This window comes from Nostoc sp. DedQUE08, from assembly GCF_034530895.1.
GTDB lineage: Bacteria > Cyanobacteriota > Cyanobacteriia > Cyanobacteriales > Nostocaceae > Nostoc.
In genome coordinates, this window is sequence record NZ_JAVRCD010000068.1 from 20,156 (window position 1) to 43,385 (window position 23,230).

General features: G+C 41.9%; 25 protein-coding genes and 2 pseudogenes. 9 read left to right on the forward strand and 18 right to left on the reverse strand.

What is annotated here, in order from left to right:
- Window positions 1-38: 38 nt before the first annotated feature.
- Window positions 39-1,664 (forward strand): HlyD family efflux transporter periplasmic adaptor subunit, encoded by a 1,626-nt coding sequence (locus RMY64_RS30955; RefSeq protein ID WP_416212168.1) that lies wholly within the window; start codon window positions 39-41, stop codon window positions 1,662-1,664.
- 100 nt (window positions 1,665-1,764) lie between these two features.
- Entirely contained in the window at window positions 1,765-2,364 is a 600-nt protein-coding gene (locus RMY64_RS30960; RefSeq protein WP_322702037.1) for a Uma2 family endonuclease, read from the forward strand.
- A 25-nt stretch (window positions 2,365-2,389) separates the two neighbouring features.
- On the opposite strand, the gene RMY64_RS30965 is transcribed toward RMY64_RS30960, so the two are convergent.
- From RMY64_RS30965 to RMY64_RS31030, 14 genes and pseudogenes are all read right to left on the reverse strand, one after another.
- On the reverse strand, window positions 2,390-2,746 hold the full coding sequence (locus RMY64_RS30965; RefSeq protein ID WP_322702038.1) for a hypothetical protein: 357 nt from the start codon (window positions 2,744-2,746) through the stop codon (window positions 2,390-2,392).
- A gap of 433 nt (window positions 2,747-3,179) precedes the next feature.
- Window positions 3,180-4,652 (reverse strand): IS66 family transposase, encoded by a 1,473-nt coding sequence (gene tnpC / locus RMY64_RS30970; RefSeq protein WP_322702039.1) that lies wholly within the window; start codon window positions 4,650-4,652, stop codon window positions 3,180-3,182.
- A gap of 61 nt (window positions 4,653-4,713) precedes the next feature.
- Window positions 4,714-4,839, reverse strand: a pseudogene (locus RMY64_RS30975) (WGR domain-containing protein); the annotation flags it as partial.
- Between the two features lie 20 nt (window positions 4,840-4,859).
- Window positions 4,860-5,213: a hypothetical protein gene (locus RMY64_RS30980; RefSeq protein WP_322702040.1), complete on the reverse strand. Its 354-nt coding sequence runs from the start codon at window positions 5,211-5,213 to the stop codon at window positions 4,860-4,862.
- 128 nt (window positions 5,214-5,341) lie between these two features.
- Entirely contained in the window at window positions 5,342-6,964 is a 1,623-nt protein-coding gene (locus RMY64_RS30985) for an AAA family ATPase (RefSeq protein ID WP_322702041.1), read from the reverse strand.
- Window positions 6,961-7,218, reverse strand: a complete 258-nt coding sequence (locus RMY64_RS30990; RefSeq protein WP_322702042.1) for a hypothetical protein — start codon at window positions 7,216-7,218, stop codon at window positions 6,961-6,963. The genes RMY64_RS30985 and RMY64_RS30990 overlap by 4 nt, the downstream gene beginning before the upstream one ends.
- Before the next feature lie 43 nt (window positions 7,219-7,261).
- Window positions 7,262-7,471 carry a DUF2997 domain-containing protein gene (locus RMY64_RS30995; protein WP_322702043.1) on the reverse strand — a complete coding sequence of 70 codons (210 nt, stop codon included), beginning with the start codon at window positions 7,469-7,471 and terminating at the stop codon, window positions 7,262-7,264.
- Between the two features lie 3 nt (window positions 7,472-7,474).
- The gene (locus RMY64_RS31000) at window positions 7,475-7,924 is read right to left on the reverse strand and encodes a DUF1257 domain-containing protein (RefSeq protein ID WP_322702044.1); all 450 of its coding nucleotides are present in this window, start codon (window positions 7,922-7,924) and stop codon (window positions 7,475-7,477) included.
- A 129-nt stretch (window positions 7,925-8,053) separates the two neighbouring features.
- Window positions 8,054-9,127, reverse strand: coding sequence for a hypothetical protein (locus RMY64_RS31005; RefSeq protein WP_322702045.1), 1,074 nt, complete (start codon window positions 9,125-9,127; stop codon window positions 8,054-8,056).
- A 168-nt stretch (window positions 9,128-9,295) separates the two neighbouring features.
- Window positions 9,296-9,589, reverse strand: coding sequence for a hypothetical protein (locus RMY64_RS31010; RefSeq protein ID WP_416212169.1), 294 nt, complete (start codon window positions 9,587-9,589; stop codon window positions 9,296-9,298).
- Window positions 9,590-9,703: 114 nt separating this feature from the next.
- Complete coding sequence (locus RMY64_RS31015; RefSeq protein ID WP_322702046.1) at window positions 9,704-9,976, reverse strand: hypothetical protein; 273 nt, start codon at window positions 9,974-9,976, stop codon at window positions 9,704-9,706.
- Window positions 9,977-10,243: 267 nt separating this feature from the next.
- Window positions 10,244-10,798 carry a hypothetical protein gene (locus RMY64_RS31020; RefSeq protein WP_322702047.1) on the reverse strand — a complete coding sequence of 185 codons (555 nt, stop codon included), beginning with the start codon at window positions 10,796-10,798 and terminating at the stop codon, window positions 10,244-10,246.
- Window positions 10,799-10,940: 142 nt separating this feature from the next.
- A complete protein-coding gene (locus RMY64_RS31025; protein ID WP_322702048.1) occupies window positions 10,941-11,840 on the reverse strand; it encodes a hypothetical protein in 900 nt (299 codons plus the stop codon).
- A gap of 78 nt (window positions 11,841-11,918) precedes the next feature.
- Window positions 11,919-12,716 carry a hypothetical protein gene (locus RMY64_RS31030; protein ID WP_322702049.1) on the reverse strand — a complete coding sequence of 266 codons (798 nt, stop codon included), beginning with the start codon at window positions 12,714-12,716 and terminating at the stop codon, window positions 11,919-11,921.
- 15 nt (window positions 12,717-12,731) lie between these two features.
- On the opposite strand from RMY64_RS31030, the gene RMY64_RS31035 reads away from it, so the two are divergent.
- Window positions 12,732-12,860: a hypothetical protein gene (locus RMY64_RS31035; RefSeq protein WP_322702050.1), complete on the forward strand. Its 129-nt coding sequence runs from the start codon at window positions 12,732-12,734 to the stop codon at window positions 12,858-12,860.
- A gap of 418 nt (window positions 12,861-13,278) precedes the next feature.
- Here RMY64_RS31035 and RMY64_RS31040 read toward each other — a convergent pair whose 3' ends face one another.
- Window positions 13,279-13,611, reverse strand: a complete 333-nt coding sequence (locus tag RMY64_RS31040; protein WP_163937968.1) for a helix-turn-helix domain-containing protein — start codon at window positions 13,609-13,611, stop codon at window positions 13,279-13,281.
- A 389-nt stretch (window positions 13,612-14,000) separates the two neighbouring features.
- Between RMY64_RS31040 and RMY64_RS31045 the strand changes: the two genes are divergently transcribed.
- Entirely contained in the window at window positions 14,001-14,486 is a 486-nt protein-coding gene (locus RMY64_RS31045; protein ID WP_322702051.1) for a hypothetical protein, read from the forward strand.
- An 824-nt stretch (window positions 14,487-15,310) separates the two neighbouring features.
- Here the strand turns inward: RMY64_RS31045 and RMY64_RS31050 are convergent.
- Together RMY64_RS31050 and RMY64_RS31055 are read right to left on the reverse strand one after the other, a co-directional pair.
- Window positions 15,311-15,586, reverse strand: coding sequence for an HU family DNA-binding protein (locus tag RMY64_RS31050; RefSeq protein WP_322702052.1), 276 nt, complete (start codon window positions 15,584-15,586; stop codon window positions 15,311-15,313).
- A 312-nt stretch (window positions 15,587-15,898) separates the two neighbouring features.
- The gene (locus RMY64_RS31055) at window positions 15,899-16,651 is read right to left on the reverse strand and encodes an SDR family NAD(P)-dependent oxidoreductase (RefSeq protein ID WP_322702053.1); all 753 of its coding nucleotides are present in this window, start codon (window positions 16,649-16,651) and stop codon (window positions 15,899-15,901) included.
- A 334-nt stretch (window positions 16,652-16,985) separates the two neighbouring features.
- Here RMY64_RS31055 and RMY64_RS31060 point away from each other — a divergent pair, with 334 nt between their 5' ends.
- The 5 genes from RMY64_RS31060 to RMY64_RS31080 all read left to right on the forward strand — a co-directional run bounded on the left by RMY64_RS31060 (window position 16,986) and on the right by RMY64_RS31080 (window position 22,198).
- Complete coding sequence (locus RMY64_RS31060; RefSeq protein WP_322702054.1) at window positions 16,986-18,536, forward strand: deoxyribodipyrimidine photo-lyase; 1,551 nt, start codon at window positions 16,986-16,988, stop codon at window positions 18,534-18,536.
- A gap of 88 nt (window positions 18,537-18,624) precedes the next feature.
- The gene (locus RMY64_RS31065; RefSeq protein ID WP_322702055.1) at window positions 18,625-19,467 is read left to right on the forward strand and encodes an alpha/beta hydrolase; all 843 of its coding nucleotides are present in this window, start codon (window positions 18,625-18,627) and stop codon (window positions 19,465-19,467) included.
- Between the two features lie 614 nt (window positions 19,468-20,081).
- Window positions 20,082-21,617: an NAD(P)/FAD-dependent oxidoreductase gene (locus tag RMY64_RS31070; RefSeq protein ID WP_322702056.1), complete on the forward strand. Its 1,536-nt coding sequence runs from the start codon at window positions 20,082-20,084 to the stop codon at window positions 21,615-21,617.
- Window positions 21,618-21,741: 124 nt separating this feature from the next.
- Window positions 21,742-21,969, forward strand: coding sequence for a hypothetical protein (locus tag RMY64_RS31075; protein WP_322700455.1), 228 nt, complete (start codon window positions 21,742-21,744; stop codon window positions 21,967-21,969).
- Complete coding sequence (locus RMY64_RS31080; RefSeq protein WP_322700454.1) at window positions 21,926-22,198, forward strand: thermonuclease family protein; 273 nt, start codon at window positions 21,926-21,928, stop codon at window positions 22,196-22,198. The genes RMY64_RS31075 and RMY64_RS31080 overlap by 44 nt, the downstream gene beginning before the upstream one ends.
- Before the next feature lie 54 nt (window positions 22,199-22,252).
- Here the strand turns inward: RMY64_RS31080 and RMY64_RS31085 are convergent.
- Window positions 22,253-23,090, reverse strand: a pseudogene (locus tag RMY64_RS31085) (IS5 family transposase).
- Window positions 23,091-23,230: the final 140 nt, after the last annotated feature.

The following is a 23,230-nucleotide window of genomic DNA, read 5'->3' on the forward strand; positions in this document are numbered from 1 at the left end:
CAGCCTCTTACGTACTAAATAATAACTTATTACTAATTATGAATACTAATGGCACAAATGGAAACGGTAAGTCTTCACATAACGGTCAGAATGGAAACGGTAAACAAAGCTCTAATACAAATGGTTCATCTCCACTAAAACAGATAACTTCTTTACAGGATTTAGAAAAGTTATCACCAGAAATATCTAATCTTCAAGCAAAACCCCCCTCAACAGCACCGCGTTATGTTCCGAAATTCGATCAACCTGTAATTCTTAGACAATCTCGCAAGTGGTCACGTGCTATTCTTTGGGGTCTGATGGCTGTTACAACTGGTACAATTGTCTGGGCAAACATCGCCAAAATTGAAGAAGCAGTTTCCGCTACTGGTAAGTTAGAGCCTACAGGCACAGTTAAAGAAATACAGGCCCCTGTTGGTGGCGTAGTTAAAGAAATTTACGTTGAAGATGGACAGCAGGTTAAACTTGGTGAACATCTTCTCAGTCTTGACCCCACTACTGCTAATGCCCAACTTGACTCTTTAAAGAAAATTCGCTCATCTCTAGTTCAAGAAAATCAATTTTATCAATCTCAAATGACAGGTGGGGCTACAGTTACTGCCACCGATGTTAAAGTTTCAAATCAAATGCTTGACCTGACCAAAAGTCGCGCTATTCTAGTTGCAGAAAACCGATTATATCGTGCCCAACTAGATGGTACAGGTTCTACCAGTGGACTTTCTATAGAGCAAAAAGAGCGTCTAGTATCCACCTCTTCGGAATTGGATGCGCGTGTGACTGCTGCAAAGCTGGAAGTTGAACAATTAAGTCGCCAACTCAAACAAACTGAGATTAAGCTGGCTTCTACTAAAGACACTTTGGTAATGAACCAAGGTATTCTCGACAATATTACCCCGTTAATGAATGATGGGGCAATTTCCAAAATTCAATATTTCAAGCAACAAGAAGAAGTGAGAAATGCTCAATCGGAAATTGACCAACTTACCCAAGAAGGATTTCGTTTACAATCTGCTATTAACCAAGCACAAGCTAAGTTGCAATCAACTGTAGCTATTTCTCGTAAAGATTGGCTCACCCAAATTGCAGATAATAACAAAAAAATTTCCGAGATTGATTCTCAGCTTACTAAAGCCATAGTCGAAAATAATAAGAAAATTGCCGAAAATGATTCTCAGTTGAGTCAAACTCAAATGAATCTTCAATATCAGTCAATCAATTCCCCAGTTAATGGTACAGTTTTTGAACTTAAGGCACATACACCAGGATTTGTAGTCACATCCAGCGAACCAATTCTCAAAATTGTTCCTGATGATGCTCTGATTGCTAAAGTTTACATCACCAACAAAGATATTGGTTTTGTTAAAGAGGGGATGACAGTTGATGTCAGAATTGATTCATTTCCTTTTAGTGAGTTTGGCGATGTCAAAGGTAAACTAGTATGGATTGGATCTGATGCCTTACCACCAGACCAAATTTATCCTTTCTATCGTTTCCCTGCTAAAGTACGCCTGGAGCAACAATCGATTTCAATTAATGGGCGTAAAGTACTTCTGCAATCTGGGATGTCAGTCAGTGGTAATATTAAACTGCGAGAACGGACGGTGATGAGCATATTTACAGATATGTTTAGCTCTAGTGTCGAAAGTTTCAAGTTTGTTCGTTAAGCCAGTAAATGTGCTTTGAATCATAATTTTTCATGAAAATAGCAATTCTTCCTCCTGTTGCTGATAATAGTTTTAGAGCTAATTATCTAAGAGGTTGATTGTGGTCTTTGCTCAAAGCAGTCCCCCAGAAGTAATAACAAGTCGCCTTGCTTTAGACGAGTATCGGGCTATGGAAGAAACAAACCCAGAACGCCATGAATACCGCAACGGAGAGATTATTACTATGTCGGGAGGGTCAGAATCTCACAGTGCCATCGCCAGCAACTTCTTAATTTACCTGGGGTTTTTACTGAGAGACACCGATTTTCGTTTGTATAACAGCGACTTGAGAGTTTGGATTCCCGAATATCAGTGTGAGACTTATACCGATTTGATGGTTGTTAATGGTGAACCAGAGTTCAATGGCAATCGCAATGATGAAATTCTCAATCCAATGCTTATTGTCGAAGTTCTATCGCCCTTGACTGAAGCTTATGATCGAGGGGACAAGTTCAGAAAATATCGCTCGATTGCTAGCTTTTGTGAATATCTGCTTGTGAGCCAAACTGAACCATACATTGAACAGTATCACAACTTGGATCGTAACAGTAACGATCGCTGGCTATGGCAAGTTCACTCTCACCAAGAGATGACGATTATGCTACACAGTTTAAACGTAGAAATTCCCCTGACTGAAATCTATCGTCGCATTAATTTTTAAGGCTGCTTAACTCTCTTGGAACTAATTAGTGGGACTCGTTACCAAAAGAAGCACTCCCAAGGAAACTAGAAAAAGCAACTAACATCCAACCGAAACAAATATGTCTTTGAGTTTGCCAATCGTATCTCTCTTCTATTATCGGGATTGTGTTAGCTTCAACAATTTCTAATCCCCAGTAGCCTAACGCACTGATGCCAAACAACATAGCGCTGACGATAGACAATTTAGCGATGACTTGGAAAATGTAATTGCTTAAAGTGGGTAGTACCTGAAAGGATTGTCTGTGACGGTTGTGGATAGTGAGTTCACTTGGAGCTACAACCAAAACACGTCTTGGTTTTTGTTGAGTGAGTTGAGAGACAACTTGTTTATTATCAGTCATGGGTTAAACCAAAGCCTTTGGTTGTAGCTAGATTAGTTTCAGTAATTATATTGTAAACTTTCGTCAGTTGAATGTGGTGGAATTTACATAAAATTTCTATATTTAGAAAAGATATTCTAGTGGTTAAATGAGGCCATACGCAAAAACCCAGAGGACAAACAAGCGATTAAGCTGAAAGTCAGTTAAAAATATCCCCCAGCGCATACCGCACTAAGGGATATACTTAATCAATCCGCATCGTTAAAGTAAATCGGCTCTACATGATCCAATACAGATTCATCAGCGATAATCTGTGTTCGGGTGCTAAGTGATGTAACCTGTATATCCACTTCAGGGAAATTAATGCCTAACTGGTCACATATTTCCCTTGTTTTTCTTTCTTGAGAAGTTATCTCTTGTTGGGTATAAGTAAAATGTCCGTAAGGATTCAGGTCTAATATTGGGGAAGCAAAGAAGGGGGAGATTGAGAATTAATAGAGTCAGCCATTAGTGCTTGTGCAAAAAAATCAATTACAGACCGACCTTGACGGCGACAAGTCTGCACTACCGTCAACAAATTGGCAGTGTGTTGAAACCGCTCCATTGAACGTGAACCACCACTAACCTTACGTTTTGTCACAGCTAAACGCAGCGATCGCTCAGCCTGATTATTATCAGGAGGGACTTCAGGATAGTCAAGGAAATACCACCATTGATGAGCTTTATCTCGCAAGGAACGTAAAAGCTGGCCTGCTGTAGCTCCTGCCTTATCAATCCATTGCTCAATTGAGGATTGCAACTTTGATTTGAATTGATTGACCCAATCGTTGTAATTGGTGGAGTTAAGAGTCTCAAACCATCGCCCATAACTTCTAAAGGCTTCATCAATTAAATCAACAAACGCTTCACCAATAGCTTGGTTGTGAAGACCGGGAAGCTGAATTAACTTTTTGAAGTGGCGGCGTAGATGCGCCAAGCATTTCTGTTGGGCAAAAGCTTGATAGCCATTGTAAACACTATAGTTATCAGAACTGATGACACCTTGATATTGAGTTCCTAAAATGGCTTCTAGTTCGGCTCTAGAACGAGTATCAGCCGCAGTAAACAGGCAGAATTCTGAATTGGCAACTACCCACAACCATTCTTTAACTCCCTTGACTGACCAAGGCGTTTCATCTACATGAACGTTAGGTTGCGTCTGTTTTACCCAACTACTCAATTCATTAATGCTCGGTTCAATTGCTTGAGTAATTCGTTCATTGGTGGTGACTAAAGTTCCCAACCCAATTTCAATCTCCCCAAGTTCCCAGAGCATTTCTTGTTGTTTTTCATAAGGCAGATGTGCATAATTATTTGCCCATCCTAAAAACGCCTGTAATCTTATCCCTAAATCTTGCCCTGGGATAATATCTTCTGGCCAAGCGGCTGTTTGTACATTTTTACAGCACTCACACACGCAGGTGTGACGTTGATATTCAACTATTTCAATTGGACGTTCTACTAGTTGCGCTACAGATTGTTTTTCTACTTTTACTGCCACAGGAGCAAATGCTTTGTGACCACAACACAGACAGTCCGTAGGACGTAAAATTTCATAACGATCTATTCTCCCAAAACCCTTACGGGTCTTACCTTGATGCCCTGGTTGCCCGCCTGGTCTCTTTTTTGGCTGATTTGATTGGTCTTGTGGAGGAGCTTTTTTGTTTTCACTCTTTTTGTGAATATCTCCAGATGGCGGTTTCGACGAATTTGAGCTATCTAAATCTCGGCTAACTTTTAAACGTTCTACTTCTTGCTGTAGTTGTAAGATTGTTTTCTGTAATTCACGTATTACCTTATTCTGTTTAAGAATTATCTCTACCAGTTGTTCTTTTGATAACTGGTTCAAGCTTTCTCGGTCTAATTCTTGAGGCAGGTTTTGGTTCATATTTGTGATACTCCTACTCAAGTATCCCCTTTGTCAATACTCTGCCACCTGAATCCTTACGTACTTTCTTTTGAGAATTGTAACCCACTCGTCCCCATTCAACAGTCAAACTACTGCCTTCAACTTTCGCACCCCAGAATTTATTACTGTTGTTAACAGCGTCAACAAAAACAAGATATGTTTCCATAGTTTTCATGCTGTAATTAGTTATTGAATCGTCAATAATCGGGCATTGCCCCAACGCAATTGATGTTGTAAAGCTTCAAGTATCGTTTCTGCTTCGTCTGCTGTTAGTCCATTTAGCTCAGAACAAAGATTTATTAACACTTCTGGAATACCATCACACAGGAATCTCTCAAAGTCTCCATCTTTCAAAGCTTCTGTTAAAGAATAATCTTCAGGACTACATATTCGCTGCATGAAAATATATTGCGACAAAGTTGTACGTAGCAAGAGTTTGGTTTTTCTATCCAGTTGTTCTAAATATGCACCATGTTTTTCAACTAACTGGTCGATTTTTTCGGTTTGACCGTAATAAGTTACCAAGTCTGTATTTGCCATTTAATTTACCTTGAAATTAGAAATATCATTGTCAATCCAAGCCAATTCACTCTCTTTTTGGTGTAGCAATTGTCTCTTTTGAGGAATGCGATTTCTCTTGAACACAACAGGAGAAATCGCGGACTTTATCAATTCATATTGCGAAACTTGGCAGCCCTGAGAGACTGAGTTTTCGCTGCAACCACAGCACTACTAGCCCGTCGTGCGGTTGATGCCCAGGACTGCATCCGCTCGACTGCCGCAGCGTCCTGAATCGCAAGTGGGGTAATAGTTTGACGGCAGGTTTCCAGATCAGCAAGTGTTACCTGCTGCGGTCTACCCTCATCGAATGCCAACAGTGCGGCTTCAGATGCGAGAGTTTCTAATTCAGCGCCGGAGAATTTCGCACTGTTGGCTGCAACTGCTTCTAAATACTCTGATTCCAGGTGAATGCCAAAGCGTTGTAGATGAATCTGTAGAATCTGTACACGCTCAGGCTCCGTAGGAAGATCAACAAAGAAATTTTCATCGAAGCGGCCTTTCCGTTTTAGCTCGCTTGGCAGTGCAGAGGGGTCATTGCAAGTTGCCACGACAAACACACCACACTGTGATTCCGACATAAACGTGAGGATATTACCCAGAATCCTCTGTGAGACTCCACTCGTGTCACCAGTTCCCGAAAGTGCTTTCTCGATTTCGTCCACCCACAATATGCACGGGGCAATAGCTTCAGCAGTTTTCAAAGCACGTCTAACATTTCCCTCAGACTCACCGACCAGACTGCCCAAGAGGGATGCAATGTCTAGCTGGAGTAGCGGTAAATTGAGTATGTTGGCAATGTTCTTAGCGACACTCGTTTTTCCAGTACCAGGAGGCCCCGCAAGCAACACACCTTTTGGTTGAGGCAAGGAAAGCTCACGCGCTTCTTGTGTGAACAGCCGCCGCCGTCGATTGAGCCACTCACGCAACAAATCTAATCCTCCAAAGGAGATGCTAGCAGGCTTGCCCAATTCGATACCCATTTGAGACAACAGCCGAGTTTTATACTCGACTGCTTGGGGTATGAAATTACTATCAATTAAAATCCCATTTGATGTTAGGTTGTGTTTGACAGTTAACCGCAGGAAGTCGCTAATCTCCTCCAGGGTTAATCCCAAAGCAGCGCGAGAAAGAGATTCAATTTCACTTTTATTAAGGGAAATAGTGAAAGTCAATTCCTGTTCAATAGCAGACTGTTGTAGGTCATGCAAATAAGAATTGATATGAAGTAGTATTTGCTCAACTCCCGGTAGAGGAATTTCACAGTAAGGGATTAAGCGTACAAGTGACTCGTGTAATTGAATGTTTTGACCCAGCAGCACAATGCGTTTATCAGTCGGCTTGAGACGGTGGTAGAGATTCTTAACTTTGCTAACAATCTCCCAAGATAATGTTGGCGAATTCTTACCAATAAACGAGTGAATGTCACTTAATATGAAGACTCCATCACTACTAAAATTGGCAATGTAATCAAATACATATAACAATGGATCAGCATGTTGTGGTCTTTTATACTCTGCAACTGGCTTAAACACCAATCCCCCATCTGCTGCAATTAAACATTGCTCCAAGGTTGATACTCCCAGATTCCAGAAGAACACCGGACATGAGAGCTTATTGTTAGCTTCAGTAGTCAGCCACTGAATAATCGTCGCTTCATCAGGAGACAGCACGTCAAGCGCTGCGATCGGAATTTGTGAATCGAGCGTGGAAAGCAGATTTGAAAGTTTCATTGTTTTTCAATTTGATAAGGAACTGGAGATAATTCGTCGTGTGTGTTTACGACTTTTACGATCACCTCATAGGCTTCGGCATCGCCGTCAAAAACTTCTGCTATACCGTTGTTCTCTTGGTAGGCAATCGCTGTTACTATTGCATTCAAAAGTACGCACAAACCCTCTGTACTAGCTTTGATGATCGTGGGTTGTCTTGGTTTTTGCTGGGCATAAACGTGAACAAATGGGTATTCTTTAGCTAATTCGTTCATGATTGTTTTTGAGGGGGGAAGAAAGTTGATTCCCCCGTGTTGATTACTGACGCAAACGTGTTTGGCTGCTGTTCGTAGTCCGAAGTTGTTGGGTTTGGGCTTCATCCTTGTAAATGCGATCGCCCTCCACAACTCCAAGTGCTTCTTCAAACGGTTGTGTAGCCGATAAACAACTCAAACCCTCAAATCCCTCCGCTTCCACTCGAACTTCACCTGTAGCGCTGTCAAAATGAATCAGTATTGAGCGTTCCATAATTTATCTCCGTGCAAATTGTTTAACTTCTTGATGTCCGGCAAAGGTTAGGCGTAGAGTTTGCACAGTGCCGTTAGTTGATTCAGCGATCGCACATTCACCAAACCTTTCTTGTAACTCGGCAGCTTTGACACGAACCATCCGTTGTCCGTAAGCCAGCATTAGTTTATTGCTGAAAAAGTCTTTGCCCAGCTTCGGAACTGTTTCATAACTGTCGTGTATTACCTCGTACACACCGCTTGACTGATTCCACTTGAATCCGATGTCTGCACGGGCTTTTATGGTACGACCAGATACGATAATTTCAGCGCTTTGTCCTTGAGAACCACCGTAGTAGCCTTTTAGTGGCTGTGCTGTTTCATGAACTTGTGGTGATAGGTTTAGATCCGTGAGAGCTTGCACCAAACACTTGTGATTGCTTAATTTGGTTTTGACTGTTGAGAAATGCGACACAAGTTATCTCCTTAGTTGTAAAACTGGTTTGAGAAATAGTAGAAGTGAGATATCCTTTTTGAGGTGAACACCACATTTCCAATTCATTAGTTAGTCTTGAGCGAATTCACCCTCGCCCAAGACTGTTTTTTACCTAAACTTGAAGGACATCACGGTAGCTTTCGATAAGCCCACGTCGTCAGTTGCAAGTGATTGTAGATTGCGTTGTTCATCTAACAACTTGATGCGGATTTCTTGCATCTTTTGCTGCAAAAGACTTTGCGTATCAGAACCCAGATTCTTCGACTCAATCGCCGGATCGTTAACTATAGAATCCAAGTGCGCCATCATCGCCTCCAAGCTACTGCCTGCCTCCGGTGAAGCGTTTGCCAGTAGCACTTGAACCTTCATCAGATGACGCTCCATTTTCCTTTTAAACTGTATGGGTTTCCTCCCTGGCTCCCAATCAGCCAACTCTTCAAGCAATTGGGCGGCGAGTTGTTCACCACCTGCCAGGGCTGATTCCCTTAATCGTTGCTCCAGATTTTGGTCATACTGCTGAATGAACTTGGTAATCTGGTCTAGACACTCAGCTTGCTGCTGATTGAGTTGTTCAGAGAGGGCAGGAATAATCACTGGGCGACCAATAATGACCTGCAAATAGTCTTCGAGATCAGTGAGAGTTGGGAATGCTCTTAACAAGTTGGCTTTGACTGACTCTTGCTTATCCTGTGCTAATTCCCAAGTGTTAAGTGAGAGGAACTGGTCAATTCGCTCTTGATAATCTTCGAGTCCTGATTCATAATCAACTTTTAGCTGATTACGCAGTCCTGGGGCGATATTATCTCTGATATTAAGCAGTTGGCTCCAAACAAGTGGAGCTAAATCAATTGGACAAATCCAATCACCAGTATCCGCAGACATCCATTCTTGAACCGAAGCAATCTCTTGACGCAATTGGGCAGCAGCTTCATCAAGCTTTTTAAATACCTTGATACCTCGCAAACCGACTTCAGAATTTGTAACTTTCACGAGGTCTGATTCAATTTCAGAGACTTCAGCTTTTAAGACATCTGCCCATTTAGGAGCAGCAGACTTTGTACTTTTCTTTAGCTGAATGCGAAATCTAATACGGGTTTTATTTAATTGCGAGAAATTGTGGCGCTCGACTACTGCATCAGTTAGGAAATTCACAGCAATAGGGTTGTCAATTGCTCGTACCATTATTATTGACCTCAATCATTATTTTTCACTTTCGATTAAGCGAAGCTTTCTTTGTGGTGATTTCTCAAGAGAGCGAATGTCTGTAGTAGCCCTATAGATTACTTTTGTAGAGCTATTTTGTAGTCGAACAGGTCTTTTAATAACTGGCGGTTTATGTATTGACATGACTCAAAATAGTTGAAGTTGTTGCAAATTATCCTGTACCACAGGCTTTTTATAAACCATGCCTTCGACTTCATAACAACGAGTCATGAGTTTGTTTCGGTTTAGCCAAAAGCTGACTTTTTTCCTTTGATTTGGCAGAGGTACAAATAAATACTGTGGATGCTGTATACTACCTTCATCACCCAAGTATCGAGAAAGCGTACCCTCAATTTGGTAAACTTTTGATGAGCTTAATAGTGTCGCATCATACACTTTAATCAAATTTGTTTCCATCTTATTAGCAGTGAAGTGTGCCATAATTTATCGTGGAATCGATTTTCTCTACAGTCAGGCTAATTAAATCTGACTGTAGAGTTTTTCACGAATAACTCGTTACATTTGCGTTAATTATTGATTGAGAGTGACAGAAGATTACAGATAGAAATGCTCAAAAATCTGATGAAGTTTTTCCTTTAATTCATCAGGCAGAGCCTTAAAATCAAACTCGTCTGATTCCCAAATTTGATCCAGGCTTGTAGACTCATCGATAATATTTGCAATCAGACAAGATTCATTATCGTAGTTCCAACCATTTGCTAAAAGCCACGGCAGAATTCCCTTATATTGCAATAATTTCTCAATGTCGAACGAGTCAGAAAACTGCTGTAAGTTTTCGATACTGGGATGAACGATTGTAATAGTCATTTGTGATTAGCTGTGAATAGTTGAACAGCACGTATTAGCTGTAGACAAAGTTTGAGCAACTTCTAATTACAGTTGCCAAAACTCTGTTTACAACGAGTTAAAACAAAGTCGGAAGTCGTAGGTCGGAAGTCGCAAGTACAGTTTTTCCATGTGAATTTAAACCTCTTTTTCATTACGAGCTTTGGCATTGGGAGTCGGAATTTTAACCCCTTTATTTTGAAATCGTTGTTTTCACTTCCGACTTTCGACTTCCTATTTCCGACTTCGTTAAAACACCATCTCAAGAGCAGCTTTTGTTACAGCAATTGCCTGCTTGCTGACCTCACGCCAGTTCGTCTCCTCGTTGTAGGATGCCATAACTAATTCCGACCCAACCCATACCCGACAGAACAACACGTTTTCATCTGTCGTACCCGGAGTAGGCTGTAGTGTGATGGGAGAATACAATTGTTCTGGGGTCAAAGTTGCGATCGCCGCAAGTATGCACTTTGAGAAATGCGTATCGTAGCCTGATTCTAAAATATATGTCCGGTCTGCTTGCATAGTTATCAGCAACTTGCAGGTTTCTTTTTTACGGCGTTCTGTATTCTCAAACCGCAGTTCTTTAAGATATCCAGTTAAAGCAGTTTGAGGGACATCACTCGGTTCACCATTTAGTGTGTACCATAGCCCTCCGTGCTGGCGATTACAATATATCTTGCAATTGCCAGCTTCACTGTGCAATCCCAATTTCGGCTTATTGATTGCTGCGACTAACTGCTTGAGCAATTCTTCTTGGCGCATCAGGGCAGCAAGTAGTTCAGCATTTTCTTGAGGGTTCATTGTTCAATACCAATACATTTCACGCTTTCATTGGCGAAGCCGTTGGCTTCAGATGTATCTATCAACTACAGAGCCAATAAAACAGCGCTCCTGTTGAGACAAAAGCGCTTTATAAAACAGTTATTAAGTTATTAGATTAAGATTATCCGTGTGAATTAAACCTGAGCAACAACTCATTACGGGATAACTGAAGGCATAGCGGAGTAAATTCTTCTGGTGTTAACTGCAATAAACTATCGACTACTCTTGCTAATTCTTTATCCACAGAACCAAACCGGAATCTTAACAAGTTTTCTACAACTTGACGGCGTTCAAGTTGTACTCCTTCTTGTACCGCTTGCGCTCTTGCTTCTTGATAAGCTTCTGTTAAGTTCATGATTAACTCCTGGTCATCTTCTGTTAAGTCTGTTTGTGTCATTACACTGATACGCCACCTGTAAACCATTTCTAAAACATTACGGCGGACAAGATTCTCTGGTGGAAGGGCAACCAGTTCACTTACTGCAAGCTGTTGTACTGTCCCTCTTCCCAAAAGCCTGAACCATAGAGTTTCTTCTGTAACGGGTAACTCGTTGATCGCTATTATCGCGCCTCTGAAACATTCTTGAAAAAAGTAAACTCCAGTCATCCACTTTTCTAAGTCTAACTTAACCTCTAAATCTGCTAACAGAGAGGCTGAAGCACTAGGTGTCAAAATCCACAAACGAGCTAAATCATCTTCGCTAATGGTAGTTTCTTCTCTTTTGGCTTTGCGCTGAGAATCCGCAATCACAGTGAACAACTTCATGAAACAGTTACGTACTTCCGTCCTGCTGGGCTGATTCCGAAATGGTTCCAGTAGCGTTGTATTGAGTAGAGCAATTCTTCCCAGCAATCCTAGATTTTCTGCTTGGGCTTGTGGGGAAGGTAAAAATAATACATCTACAAATCTGGTTACATCCGTTACTTCCCTGTTAATTTTTACTTCACCCAAAGGAGCTAATAATTCCTCTAGAAATTCTTTGGCAAATTTGTCGTGAGGTTGGTGAGGTTGTTGGGTCATTTTGTAAGAGCGAACTGTGTTTTATTTTACAAGGATTAGTTATGGTTGCATGGTGGGCATTAATACCCACCATTTCACTTACGCCGCTACCAACTCTCGACAAACTTGCGGCAGTTCAATCGGAGCAGTTACCCTGGACAGTGCTTCTACAGCCTCTTTCACACTCCAGTACCGTACTCCATCCCCACACCGCCAATAGTAGGTCTTGGGGTCGTTTTCCCATAACTCATCAGCATTTCTGACCTTGAAGAGTATGCCCAAGAACTCACCATCCAGATATACATTGTGAGCCGTCTGGAGGTCAGTGCATCCTACATAGGTCAGTCGATAGCCGTCCACTGGCGTACACAAGTCTTCTGCACGAGTACCGCGATACCCACAGTTACCGCACCCATGCCCACCACAATCTGGACAGATGGCAGCAGGCATATTCCACTTCGGCAGGGTGAAGTCCCATTCAGCCGATGGCGTTAATATTCGAGCCTTGTGAGAGATATAACAGCCAGCATGACCAATTAACTTGTCAGGATAGTACTGGACGCTCAACGATAGCCAATCACAATCACCTAACAAGCCTATTTTCTCAGAAGCTTGTTTTAATTCCTTTTCTTCCTTGTGATTGCGCTCTACTGGAGCAGAAAGACTCGCTTTTACCTCTGCAACAGCGCGTTTGAAAGATTGTTTGTGGTAACGAGCATAGCCGTGGATCATTTTTACCCACACGATATCATCCGAGTTTATCCAGATAGTCACTACATCTTCGGGCTTACACTCTTTTGAGTAGTCCGACTGATTGACGATGGTTGCGATGATTTGGCGATCGCTGTTCGTTAGCGGATCTTTTGTTGGTGTAGGGGCTGAAATTTGTGTAATCATTAGAAATACCTCTAAATGGGTAAAAGGGCGATCGCATACTTTTCCAGAGCGGCGATCGCCCTATTTTTATTAGTCAGTTTGTTGTGCAAGCACAACACTCTCAATCTAGAATTGGCGAAGCCTTATAAAAGTGTTCAAGGGTAAAGCGTATTAACTGATATCAAAACACCAGACAGCACAAAGCTGTAGAGAAGATATTGGGATGTAACCGTGTCCTCTGTACAGCCGCGTAATAACAATTGAAAAGGCGATTGAGGAGTTCACAATCGCCTTTGTTCTGCAAAAATTGAAGTTTTTTACAACCAGTTTTTAGACTTGGTTGGTCATCGGAATCATCTCCGGTGGCTTGAGCAATACAAGTTTTTGGCTTCCGGCTGCTAGTCCCGGTGGCGGCTGGTTTTAGGTTTCGTGATTAACTCGATTTATAAGGGTTGAATTTTGAGCGCTTCTTTGTTTTTCAAAAGAGGCATCGCGCTCGTCTCCTCTCTTATGATTACTATATTACTACGCTCACCAGTGTTCGTCAAGCAGTTTTAGCTGGTAAGCGTAGTAGATAATTCTCTTAGCTGTTGTAATCTATGTTCCAAATAAGTGAAGTGATATCCCCATCTAAAGCAGCACAAAGTTTCTCTAGAATTTCTGTACTAACAGTCATCTGAGTTGGTTTTTTTGGTTTGTTAATAAAGACGTGAGGAGTCTCTAGCTGCTGAATATAAGCCACAGAAACTCCCACAGCATCAGATAGCTTTTGTCTACTATATCCAGCTTTGTCTCTTAGCTCCCTGAGTTTTTGGGCATTTTCTTCATTCCACCTAAACGCAGCGATGGGTGTTACATCTACTGTGATATTCATTTTTACTTTAATTTTATTTTCACTGCGCTCGCCAGTTGACATGATAATATTAGTAATATACTGGTGTCAACCATAAGGCTACACCAAGCAAAGGTGAAAGCGATCGCTTGCCCATTAGCAATGCGATTATTTTAGTCTGCGTCAACTGGAGAAACACAACACCTGTTCAAAGACACTTACGGTTAATTTCCTCAAGGTCAAGTGAAACTTACAAAGAATTCATTGCCGTAGAGATAAGAAACCGAAATCTAAAACTACTTAACGCCGCTTTGAGAATCCAGGCAAGGTTTAAGAATGGCTCTCACCAGCAGTAATCGTGGAAGGGTTTGAAAGTTGATATTGCTACCCTAATCTCTACCGACAGAAAGATTTATACAAACGACAAGAGGTTTAAGGTAGGTACAACCAACAGTAACGCAAGGAAAAAACAAATGAATCTACCTGCAACTGTTAGCACAAAACTCCAGAAAAGTGCGGCATTTATATTGCTTTCTTTAGCTTTAGTCGGTTTAGAAATTCCTTCTTCAAGTGGACAAAGTTTGCCAAATAGCTCAACCAAATCGGCTCCATTTGTTGATGGAACATATTTATACGGCGAAACTCCTAAACCTAATCAAATTGGGAAAGCCTACTTATTATTACAACGTCAACAAGGAAATATTGTCGGAGCTTTGTACTATCCTAATTCTGAGTTTAGTTGCTTTACAGGAAAACAGAATAACAACACAGTTTCTGCTAAATCACTTAGTTCCAATAAAGCAAAAACTGAAAATATGAAAATTAACCTATCTAATTTTCATCAAATCAAACTTATTAGCGCTAACGACCAACGCATCCTCACAGTCTGCAAGCAAACAACAGTTGCCTCTAAGCAATTAACTAATGAGATTACTAATCATATAGGCTTTATTGAATAACAAGACACAGATCACAACCTCAAAAGTCAGAGCAAAAGAGTAGGTAATTCGGCCCTACTCAGTAAACACTATTTTAAAATGCCCAAAATCAACACAGCGATCGCACTTGTGTAACATCTACAATTCCACACTCACGTTGTCCCTACCGTTGCCCCATGCGGCCTGAAAAACAGCGAGTGCTACGGCTTTGCATCGGATTAGATTGCTAGTGGTAAAGCAATGCATCTATGGCGCTACTTTTGGGAGCAACTGCTTACCAGGGGAAAATTCAGGCACTATCTAAATAATTACTAATTGGTAATTCGTAATTAATTCATTAATTGTGTAACTATCAGAATAGTTGTAAAAACTTTAAAGTTAAACAATTTTCTCCATGCGCTCGTTACTCTTTCAAAACTTAAAACTGACTATTCCTACAGCTTTATTATTTACGGTTCTTGGCTATATTCTAAGTCTATTTCTGAGTTTTCTTACCAACCCACAAGCAGCAAGATGGCAATTCCATCTAGAATTCGGGCCTGAACCCCAAAACCTTCATGAGCTTGCAATTTTTCAAGCTCAGGCAGCATTTGCAGGTACAGCACTCGGAATTCTAATAGCTCAAACAACTTTTTTTGTATATGTAAGTAAATTTGGACTCAGCAATCGTAGCACTAAGCAGTAATCGTAAGCGATGTTACTCGGCTTGCCGCTTGCGCGTCTTTGCCATCTGCAACATCCGCAATTTAATACTCACATTTCCCCTAAATTGCCATATCCTCTCTTGAGAACAGCAATTGCTACAGCTTTGCAGTGATTGAATTGCTAGTGATAGAGCAATTCATCTATGGCGCTACTTTTTCTTTAAACGCCTTGCCAGCAGAAAACGCAGGAACTTTAGTAGCTGGAATTGTCATTGGGTCATTAGTTTTGGGATTACGTCCCTCACGCTCTGAGCGTTCGCGTCGCTCGAATGACCCAAACCCTACCAGTGTTATCTTCTTTCCATTCGCTACAGCTTCGATAACTACTGACAAAAAAGCACTGATGATTTCATCAGCTTGCTTTTTTGTGACGTTGGCTTTGGCTGCTACAACATCCACTAGTTCACCTTTATTCATAAATTACCCTGAAGTATTGCAAATATTGGAAATTTAGCATTAATAACTCTTATTAGCAAAGGGAAAAAGGAGTAAAAATCTAGCGACATACGAAAATTGATAATGCGCGGTTACTACTGCATTCTTGCTCTGTCTCCCAGATTTCCTTTCATCAGCGCTCTATCAGCAGCCACCATATCCTTCGGTTAGTAAGGTCTGGTCAAAGTTACAATTTCTCAAGTGTTTGGTTGGCTAAAAATAGGCAGTTAGAGAAATAGATTAGAGAAGAAAAAATTATGTATTGCGATTGCACGCAAGTCAATTAATTAGTAATCAGAGGGCAGTGTAACCACCATCCATCAGGTGGAAGCTGCCAGTGACGAAAGAGGCTTGCTCGGACAATAGGAAGCTAACCATGTTTGCGACTTCCTCAGTTCGTGCAAGGCGACCTAAAGGATGCAAGTCAGCCATCTGCTTTCGCGCTGACTCTGGCAACTCTTGCATCTGAGGTGTATCAACATAACCTGGCCCGATTGCAGTCACCCGGATGCCCTGATTTGCGTATTCCAATGCTGCCGCCTTTGTCAGACCGATAATGCCGTGCTTGGCAGTGACATAGGGAGCAATACCCGCCACTCCGACCGCACCCGCGGCAGATGACATATTCACAATTGCCCCACCACCACTTTGGATGATTGCTGGAATTTCGTATTTTAGTCCAAAGAAAATGCCGTTAAGATTAGTCGCAATCACACGATGCCACCATTCAATCTCATAATCGGCCGTACTAATCCCATGCGGCCCGGTAAAGCCAGCATTATTGACTGCTAGGTTCAACCCGCCAAATCGCTCCACCGTTTCGGCTACCATTGCCTCCACAGCCCGATGGTCAGACACATCAGTTTCAATAACGTATGTCCGCCTGCCAGATGAATCCAACCGCCTAGCTACTTCCTGCGCTCCTTCGGCATTGATGTCTGCCAGAACGACCCGCGCACCGTTTTCGTACAGCTTGACAGCAATGGCTTCACCAAGACCTCTGGCTGCACCAGTGACAATAGCTATCTTGTTTGCAAACTCGGTCACTGGCTTATCCTCCAGGACAAACGCATCTAAATTGCTCTTGCTCACGACTAACCATAAAAACCAAGGAAAAAATTAGCGTTTTTCATTTGATTTCTTTTTCAAGCCTTAAAGCAACACCTGTGAAGGGCTAGACTAACGCCTAAACTGCTATCAATAAGTATAGCTTAATGCGATTGTATTTGAGCTTATTAGCAATAAAGCACCCCTATTGATTCTGATGTGACCGCCCTGCTTCAGGTGCTGCAAACCAACACTATCTTATTATGGACACTCAACTTCGACAGCAAAAGAAATTATTGGTACAAATGTATTGTAGGCTATGGTAAGTTAAACAATGCACCTTCTATGGTTCCGTCGAGATTTGCGTTTAACTGACAATGAAATTGTCACCTCTTCATCTGGTAATGACGCAAGAGTTCTGCCATTCTTCATTATTGACCCTTGGTTTTATACCTGGGCTGATGTCGGAGCTGCTAGAGTCCGCTTCTTGTTTGAGTCATTGGAAAATCTCAACTCAAATCTGCAAAAGTTAGGTAGTCAGCTGTACTTATTTGAAGGTAATTCTACAAACATCGTGCAAGAGTTGACTAGGCAGTTAATCATTGCAGGATATAAACCCAAACTTTTCTTTAACCGTGATGTGCAGGTAGAGTACGGTGTCAGCCGGGATAAAACCGTAGTTGATTTCTACAAACAGTTAAACCTTGATTACCATATTGGACTAAACAACTTTCTGCAATCAGCAGAGCAACGTGACGAGTGGTTTAAGGAATACTACACCTATCAAAGACAATCTCAATACAAAACACCAGCAACTATTAATACGCCTCAAATTACGCTCAATCTACCACAGTTAACATTTGAAGAACTTAAACAAAAATACCATCGTTTTTGGGCAGTAGAGAAAGTTTACTTTCCAGGGGGCGAAACACAAGCACAAGCTAAACTAGACTCATTTCTCAAAAAAAGATATTACGGATACCATTGGAAACTTTCTCGTCCAATGCTCTCGCAGCTTGGGGCAACATCTCATTTATCACCACACCTGACTTTTGGAACTATTTCAACTCGCACTGTTTACCAAAACACTAAAGCTTTAGCAGGAGAATTAAAAGCTCAACCCAAAGCAGAATTTTCCCTCAAAACATTTCGAGACCGTTTGCGTTGGCATGATAGTTTTACCGGGCGGCTCTATTTCCATCCAGAAATTGCTTACACTAACCGTTACCCAGAATTTGATCAACTATATACCCCATCAGCGTTATCAGGAGCAAAACAAGAATTATTCCAGGCGTGGCAACAAGGAATGACAGGCTTTCCATTGGTTGATGCCAGTATGCGACAACTCAAAACAATGGGTTGGATGAATTTTCGGATGCGGGCAATGTGTGCCACATTCCTAACTATTAACTGTGGGATTTCCTGGCATCACGGCGCTAGACATTATATGAACTATTTAGTAGATGGAGATTTAGCAATTAATAATTGGCAGTGGCAGATGCAGGCTGGTGCAACGAATCCACTGAGCGATACTTTCCGCATCTATAATCCGTCAAAGAATGTTGCCGAAAAAGACCCTCAAGGAGACTTTATTTACCACTGGATACCGGAACTACAGGGCTACAGTTTACTAGAAATTGAACAGGGAAAATACGTTGACAATAGTAACTATCCTAAAGCGATTCTAGATTGGTCAAAGACGCGTAAAGTTAATGGCAAAGTTGTTTCTGACTTACGAAAGCAAACCAAACAACGATTGTTAAGCCAAGGTGGAGATGAATACAACAACGCGAACGCTGCTAAAGTAACAGTTGAGAAATACTGGCAGCATCAAGACAGAGAGTACAAAGAATATCAAAAAAAGCTTACTGAGTTGCAGGAGTAAAGCTGACAAGCAAGAAGAAATTAATGTGTAATTTTTTATTACAGTTAAATAATCTATCGCTTTCAAAACGCCTTATTGTATTGCTTCAATGTTGACTAATTTTCTGCCATTACAAGTTAATCAACCCAAAGACCCAGAGACGATCGCTTTCATCCAAAGTATCGAGAGAATTAACCTTGTTACCTCCTTGAGCGACCAACCAGTGTCCACAACCTATATTCACAAAGGTTGTGGAGTCACACCAATTCTGCTGCTTCACGGCTTCGACAGTTCCATCCTTGAGTTCCGCCTTCTTTTACCATTACTTGCTGCTCAAAATGAAACATGGGCAGTAGATTTGTTAGGTTTTGGCTTTACACAAAGACAAAAAGAAATAAGTTACAGCCCAACTACAATCAAAATTCACCTTTACAATTTTTGGAAAACTTTAATCAATAGACCAATCGTACTAGTAGGCGCATCAATGGGAGGTGCAACTGCAATCGATTTTACTCTCACTTCTCCTCAAATTGTCAAATCGCTAGTATTGATTAATAGTTTAGGTTACACTAGTTCTCCTGCTTTTAGCAAATATTTATTTCCTCCTTTTGACTTTTTGGCTGTTGAATACCTGCGTCAGCGCCATATACTGGCATTAAACTTATGTAGTGTTTTACCTAATTTTGATCCCCAAATAGTTTTGGCAATTCAGTGCGCCATGCTACATCAACAAATGCCACTTTGGCATGATGCTATGATTGATTATGTCAAAACTGGAGGTTATACCAACTTGGCAGATAGAATTGCCCAAGTTGAAAAACCAACATTGATTTTATGGGGAGAAGCTGATGACATGCTCCCACTTGGGGATGCAGAAAAATTTCAGCGCTCCATTGCCAATTCTCAATTAATAAAACTTAAAAACTGTGGTCATGCCCCTCAAATTGAATAGCCGCAAATTACATCTCAACATATTTTGCAATTTTTGAATAAGTGTAGTTTTTAAGTGATTTCAGGGAATTTTGAAAGTATTAGTTAAAATTCCATCTGTCAGGTTTATTTGTTGCTCAACTGGTCAAATATAGCGAAAAAACCTTTTCTTAAACCCAACGGGCAACTTGGTATAAGAAATAAAATCATGCAATTCGGCGATTGAATTGTGCAATTATTCCATTCAACAGTGCCATAAATTAATCCCCCTAGCGATCGTAACTCCCGAAACCCGCCTCACAAAAATGTCAAAGCCCACTTGTGACACCAATAGCACAGAGAAGTAGAAAAATACCAACTGCGTAAGCAGCTAGTTCCAATTCTGGGGGAAGGGGCGATCGCCAGGGCTACAGGCACAACCAAGCTGTTATTTGATGTACCTTATACAAAGTTTAAGAACATAAGGAACGCTGATTGTCAAAAGATGTGAATAAAACAAAAACAGAATAAAGAACTGACAAAATTCCCGCAAGTGAAAATGACACAGCAAACCCAAATATTAGAGAACCTGCTTTCTCCCGAGTTATTGAGAGTGAAAAACTTGGCACAATAACTATAGACTACGCACTAATAACTATGAACCAAAAAGATGTAGTTGTAATTGGTAGTGGTATAGGGGGGTTAAGTTGTGCTGCTGTTTTAGCGCGACATGGCTTTGATGTGACTGTTTGCGAGAGTCATACAATTGCTGGTGGAGCGGCGCACAGTTTTGAGCGTCAAGGATTTAAGTTTGATAGTGGCCCTTCTCTTTACTCTGGGTTGTCTTACACTCCTTCGGTTAACCCTTTACGACAAGTGCTAGATGTAATTGGCGTGGATTTGCCATGTGTGACTTATGATACTTGGGGTTGTCGGCTACCAGAAGGTGATTTTGATACATCTGTGGGTGCAGAACAGTTTTGTGAAGTGCTGGCAAGGCTACGAGGTGAAGATGCAGTGTCCCAATGGCGACGCTTGCAAGCGGTGATGACACCACTAGCCGCAGCTGCAAGCGCTCTCCCTGCATCTGCATTACGTTTAGATATAGGTGCAGCTTTGACTATGAGTAAATTTGCTCCATCGTTAGCTAAACATACTACCAATATTCTCAAGTTAACGGGGTCTTTTGACCGGATCGTGAATGGTGTTGTCCATGACCCCTTTATTATTAACTGGTTGAACTTGTTGTGTTTTCTCCTCTCTGGACTACCAGCATCAGGAACGGGAGCCGCCGAAGTCGCATTTATGTTTGCGGAGTGGTACAAACCAGGAGTAGCGTTAGATTACCCTGTTGGTGGTAGTGGTGCTTTAGTCAATGCACTGGTGCAAGGGTTAGAAAAACATGGCGGGAAATTAATGTTAGGCTCTCATGTTGAGCAAGTTTTGGTACAAGGTAAACGCGCGGTAGGTGTCAAACTGCGAAATGGGGAAGAAATTCGGGCGCGGCGAGCAGTTGTTTCTAATGCTTCGGTATGGGATACGTTAAAACTATTACCAGAAGGAGCAGTACCAAACAAATTCCGCAGCCAACGCCAAGCCATACCAGAGTGTGATAGTTTTATGCACTTACATCTTGGTATTGATGCTCAAGGTTTACCAGCAGATTTAGCTTGTCATTATATTGTGGTTAATGATTGGCAATTGGGCATTACTGCACCGCAAAATGTTGTGGTGGTATCAATACCCTCAATTCTTGACCCATCCCTTGCACCCCCAAGTAAACACGTAATTCACGTTTACACTCCCGGTAATGAACCTTACGCACTTTGGCAAGGACTAGATAGGAGAAGCCAGGAATATGAGCAACAAAAGCGATCGCGCGCTGAGGTGATGTGGCAAGCTTTAGAACGAATCATCAGCGATATCCGCACCCGTTGCGAAATCACCCTGGTTGGTACACCCCTCACCCACGAACGTTTTTTACGCCGCCATCATGGTTCCTATGGCCCGGCAATTTCTGCTGCTAAAGGTTTATTTCCTGGTCACGGTACACCTTTAGCGGGGTTGATGTGCTGCGGTGACTCCACATTCCCCGGCATCGGTTTACCCGCCGTCGTCGCTAGTGGGATGATTGTTGCTAATACCCTGGCTCCTTTGAGTAAGCATTTAGCTATGTTGGAGGAGATAAGTTAAGATTATGCTTTCTTAATATTGCAGCAACAGACATAGCAACATGAAGCCATTATGGAGAACTCCCATAATCTTAACTGCGTAGTTTACCGCCGCAGGCATCGCTGGAGCTACCATAATCGCTATCTTGATTTTCCAAAGAACTAACCAGCCATCTATCGCACTTACCGAAGAATGGACAGCTACACAAGTGATAGATGCAGACAGCATCACAGTCCGCCAAACTGATGGCAGCCAAATCGAAGTTGAGCTTTGTGGAATTGATGCCCCAGAAATGAAACAAGGTGAAGTGTCAGCACAACCATTGAGCAATGAAGCAAAACAGAAACGAACTCTTGCTAATTGCTGCCGATAAGCAACTGTTGATTATTCCAGTGGCAAAAGACAGCGATGGGCGCACTGTTGCTGAAGTCATGGTTCGCGGACAGGGTGAGGCTGAGATTAGTTTTCAGGAAGAATTACTCAAGAGTGGTTTGGCTAAAACGCGGCTTGGTGGGGTAGAATGCCCGAATCAAATAGCTTTCGAGAATGCTCAGGGATTAGCGAAAGCTTCTAAAACTGGAGTGTGGAGTCAGGTCAAATAAAATCAGCTTTCAAATTTCAAATTGAGTGCTAAGAGCTGATTCGTAAAGTAAATCTTAAGTAGCTAATCGCCTGACCATGAGACGAAGCAAAGAACCATAAATCATCGCTTCACTCACCTCTGAATACACCTCATAATCTTTGCTTAACCGCCGAAATCGGTTCAGCTTTTCCATTGGTACGCTCAACAATCCACCGCTTGGGCAACTGCTCAAAGGTCTCAGAGGTTCGTTTAATCACTTCCACCCGCACTCGCTCACCACAGACCTGCTGAACAGCATTGGCAAAGTTTTTGCCAGAATACCCCTGGTCTACCCAGATCACTTCTAATTTGGACAACTTCTCTTTTGCTTCATCCAACACAACCACCGCCCCTAATCGTTCTGAGGCATTTGCTTCGGTTACGAGAACCCCAATCAACAATCCTTGAGAGTCTACGACGATATGCCGCTTACGTCCTTTAACCTTCTTGCCACCATCGAAACCGTAGACCTCCCCTTTTTTTCCGTTGTCTTGACGGATTGAGAATCCGCGATGTCTACGACGGGCTACGCCTACGCAACGGTGGACTCCTCATCCCTGCCTAATTCCGTTCGTAGTCGTTCCCGAACTTGGTCGTGCATTTGTTGCCAGATGCCAAAGCGATTGCCATTTTTGAAAGTAGCCATACACAGTGGTGTAGGGTGGGAGGTCATGGGGCAGCATTTCCCATTGGCATCCAGTACGTTGTACATAAAATATGGCATTGAGAATCTCGCGGAATTCGATTTCGACCGGATGACCAAACCCTTTAGGTGCAGGTACAAGCGGTTTCAATACTTCCCACTCAACATCACTGAGATCGCTGGGGTAAGGTTTCCTTTTAGGATTCGCTATTTCAGGGAGACGAGTCATGTTTAGTGCAACTATTCACTTGATCTAGCATAAAATCTACTCAAGCTAACCCAGAAGCTCTTTAGATTTTCTTTACGAATCAGCTCTAAGAAGATTTTTTCACATCAGCTAATATAAGAGCGAGCGCAACTTCTAAAAAA

Bases quoted from the DNA above. Each gene is read 5' to 3' on its own strand.
- RMY64_RS31010 (WP_416212169.1), bottom strand. From the start codon at position 9,589: ATGGCACACTTCACTGCTAATAAGATGGAAACAAATTTGATTAAAGTG.
- tnpC (WP_322702039.1), bottom strand. From the start codon at position 4,652: ATGAACCAAAACCTGCCTCAAGAATTAGACCGAGAAAGCTTGAACCAG.
- RMY64_RS30965 (WP_322702038.1), bottom strand. From the start codon at position 2,746: ATGACTGATAATAAACAAGTTGTCTCTCAACTCACTCAACAAAAACCA.
- RMY64_RS31040 (WP_163937968.1), bottom strand. From the start codon at position 13,611: ATGTCAACTGGCGAGCGCAGTGAAAATAAAATTAAAGTAAAAATGAAT.
- RMY64_RS31035 (WP_322702050.1), top strand. From the start codon at position 12,732: ATGGGTAAAAGGGCGATCGCATACTTTTCCAGAGCGGCGATCGCCCTA.
- RMY64_RS30980 (WP_322702040.1), bottom strand. From the start codon at position 5,213: ATGGCAAATACAGACTTGGTAACTTATTACGGTCAAACCGAAAAAATC.
- RMY64_RS31070 (WP_322702056.1), top strand. From the start codon at position 20,082: ATGAACCAAAAAGATGTAGTTGTAATTGGTAGTGGTATAGGGGGGTTA.
- RMY64_RS30990 (WP_322702042.1), bottom strand. From the start codon at position 7,218: ATGAACGAATTAGCTAAAGAATACCCATTTGTTCACGTTTATGCCCAG.
- RMY64_RS31065 (WP_322702055.1), top strand. From the start codon at position 18,625: ATGTTGACTAATTTTCTGCCATTACAAGTTAATCAACCCAAAGACCCA.
- RMY64_RS31060 (WP_322702054.1), top strand. From the start codon at position 16,986: ATGCACCTTCTATGGTTCCGTCGAGATTTGCGTTTAACTGACAATGAA.
- RMY64_RS31030 (WP_322702049.1), bottom strand. From the start codon at position 12,716: ATGATTACACAAATTTCAGCCCCTACACCAACAAAAGATCCGCTAACG.
- RMY64_RS31015 (WP_322702046.1), bottom strand. From the start codon at position 9,976: ATGACTATTACAATCGTTCATCCCAGTATCGAAAACTTACAGCAGTTT.
- RMY64_RS30995 (WP_322702043.1), bottom strand. From the start codon at position 7,471: ATGGAACGCTCAATACTGATTCATTTTGACAGCGCTACAGGTGAAGTT.
- RMY64_RS31005 (WP_322702045.1), bottom strand. From the start codon at position 9,127: ATGGTACGAGCAATTGACAACCCTATTGCTGTGAATTTCCTAACTGAT.
- RMY64_RS31025 (WP_322702048.1), bottom strand. From the start codon at position 11,840: ATGACCCAACAACCTCACCAACCTCACGACAAATTTGCCAAAGAATTT.
- RMY64_RS31080 (WP_322700454.1), top strand. From the start codon at position 21,926: ATGAAGCAAAACAGAAACGAACTCTTGCTAATTGCTGCCGATAAGCAA.
- RMY64_RS30985 (WP_322702041.1), bottom strand. From the start codon at position 6,964: ATGAAACTTTCAAATCTGCTTTCCACGCTCGATTCACAAATTCCGATC.
- RMY64_RS31050 (WP_322702052.1), bottom strand. From the start codon at position 15,586: ATGAATAAAGGTGAACTAGTGGATGTTGTAGCAGCCAAAGCCAACGTC.
- RMY64_RS31045 (WP_322702051.1), top strand. From the start codon at position 14,001: ATGAATCTACCTGCAACTGTTAGCACAAAACTCCAGAAAAGTGCGGCA.
- RMY64_RS31020 (WP_322702047.1), bottom strand. From the start codon at position 10,798: ATGAACCCTCAAGAAAATGCTGAACTACTTGCTGCCCTGATGCGCCAA.
- RMY64_RS30955 (WP_416212168.1), top strand. From the start codon at position 39: ATGAATACTAATGGCACAAATGGAAACGGTAAGTCTTCACATAACGGT.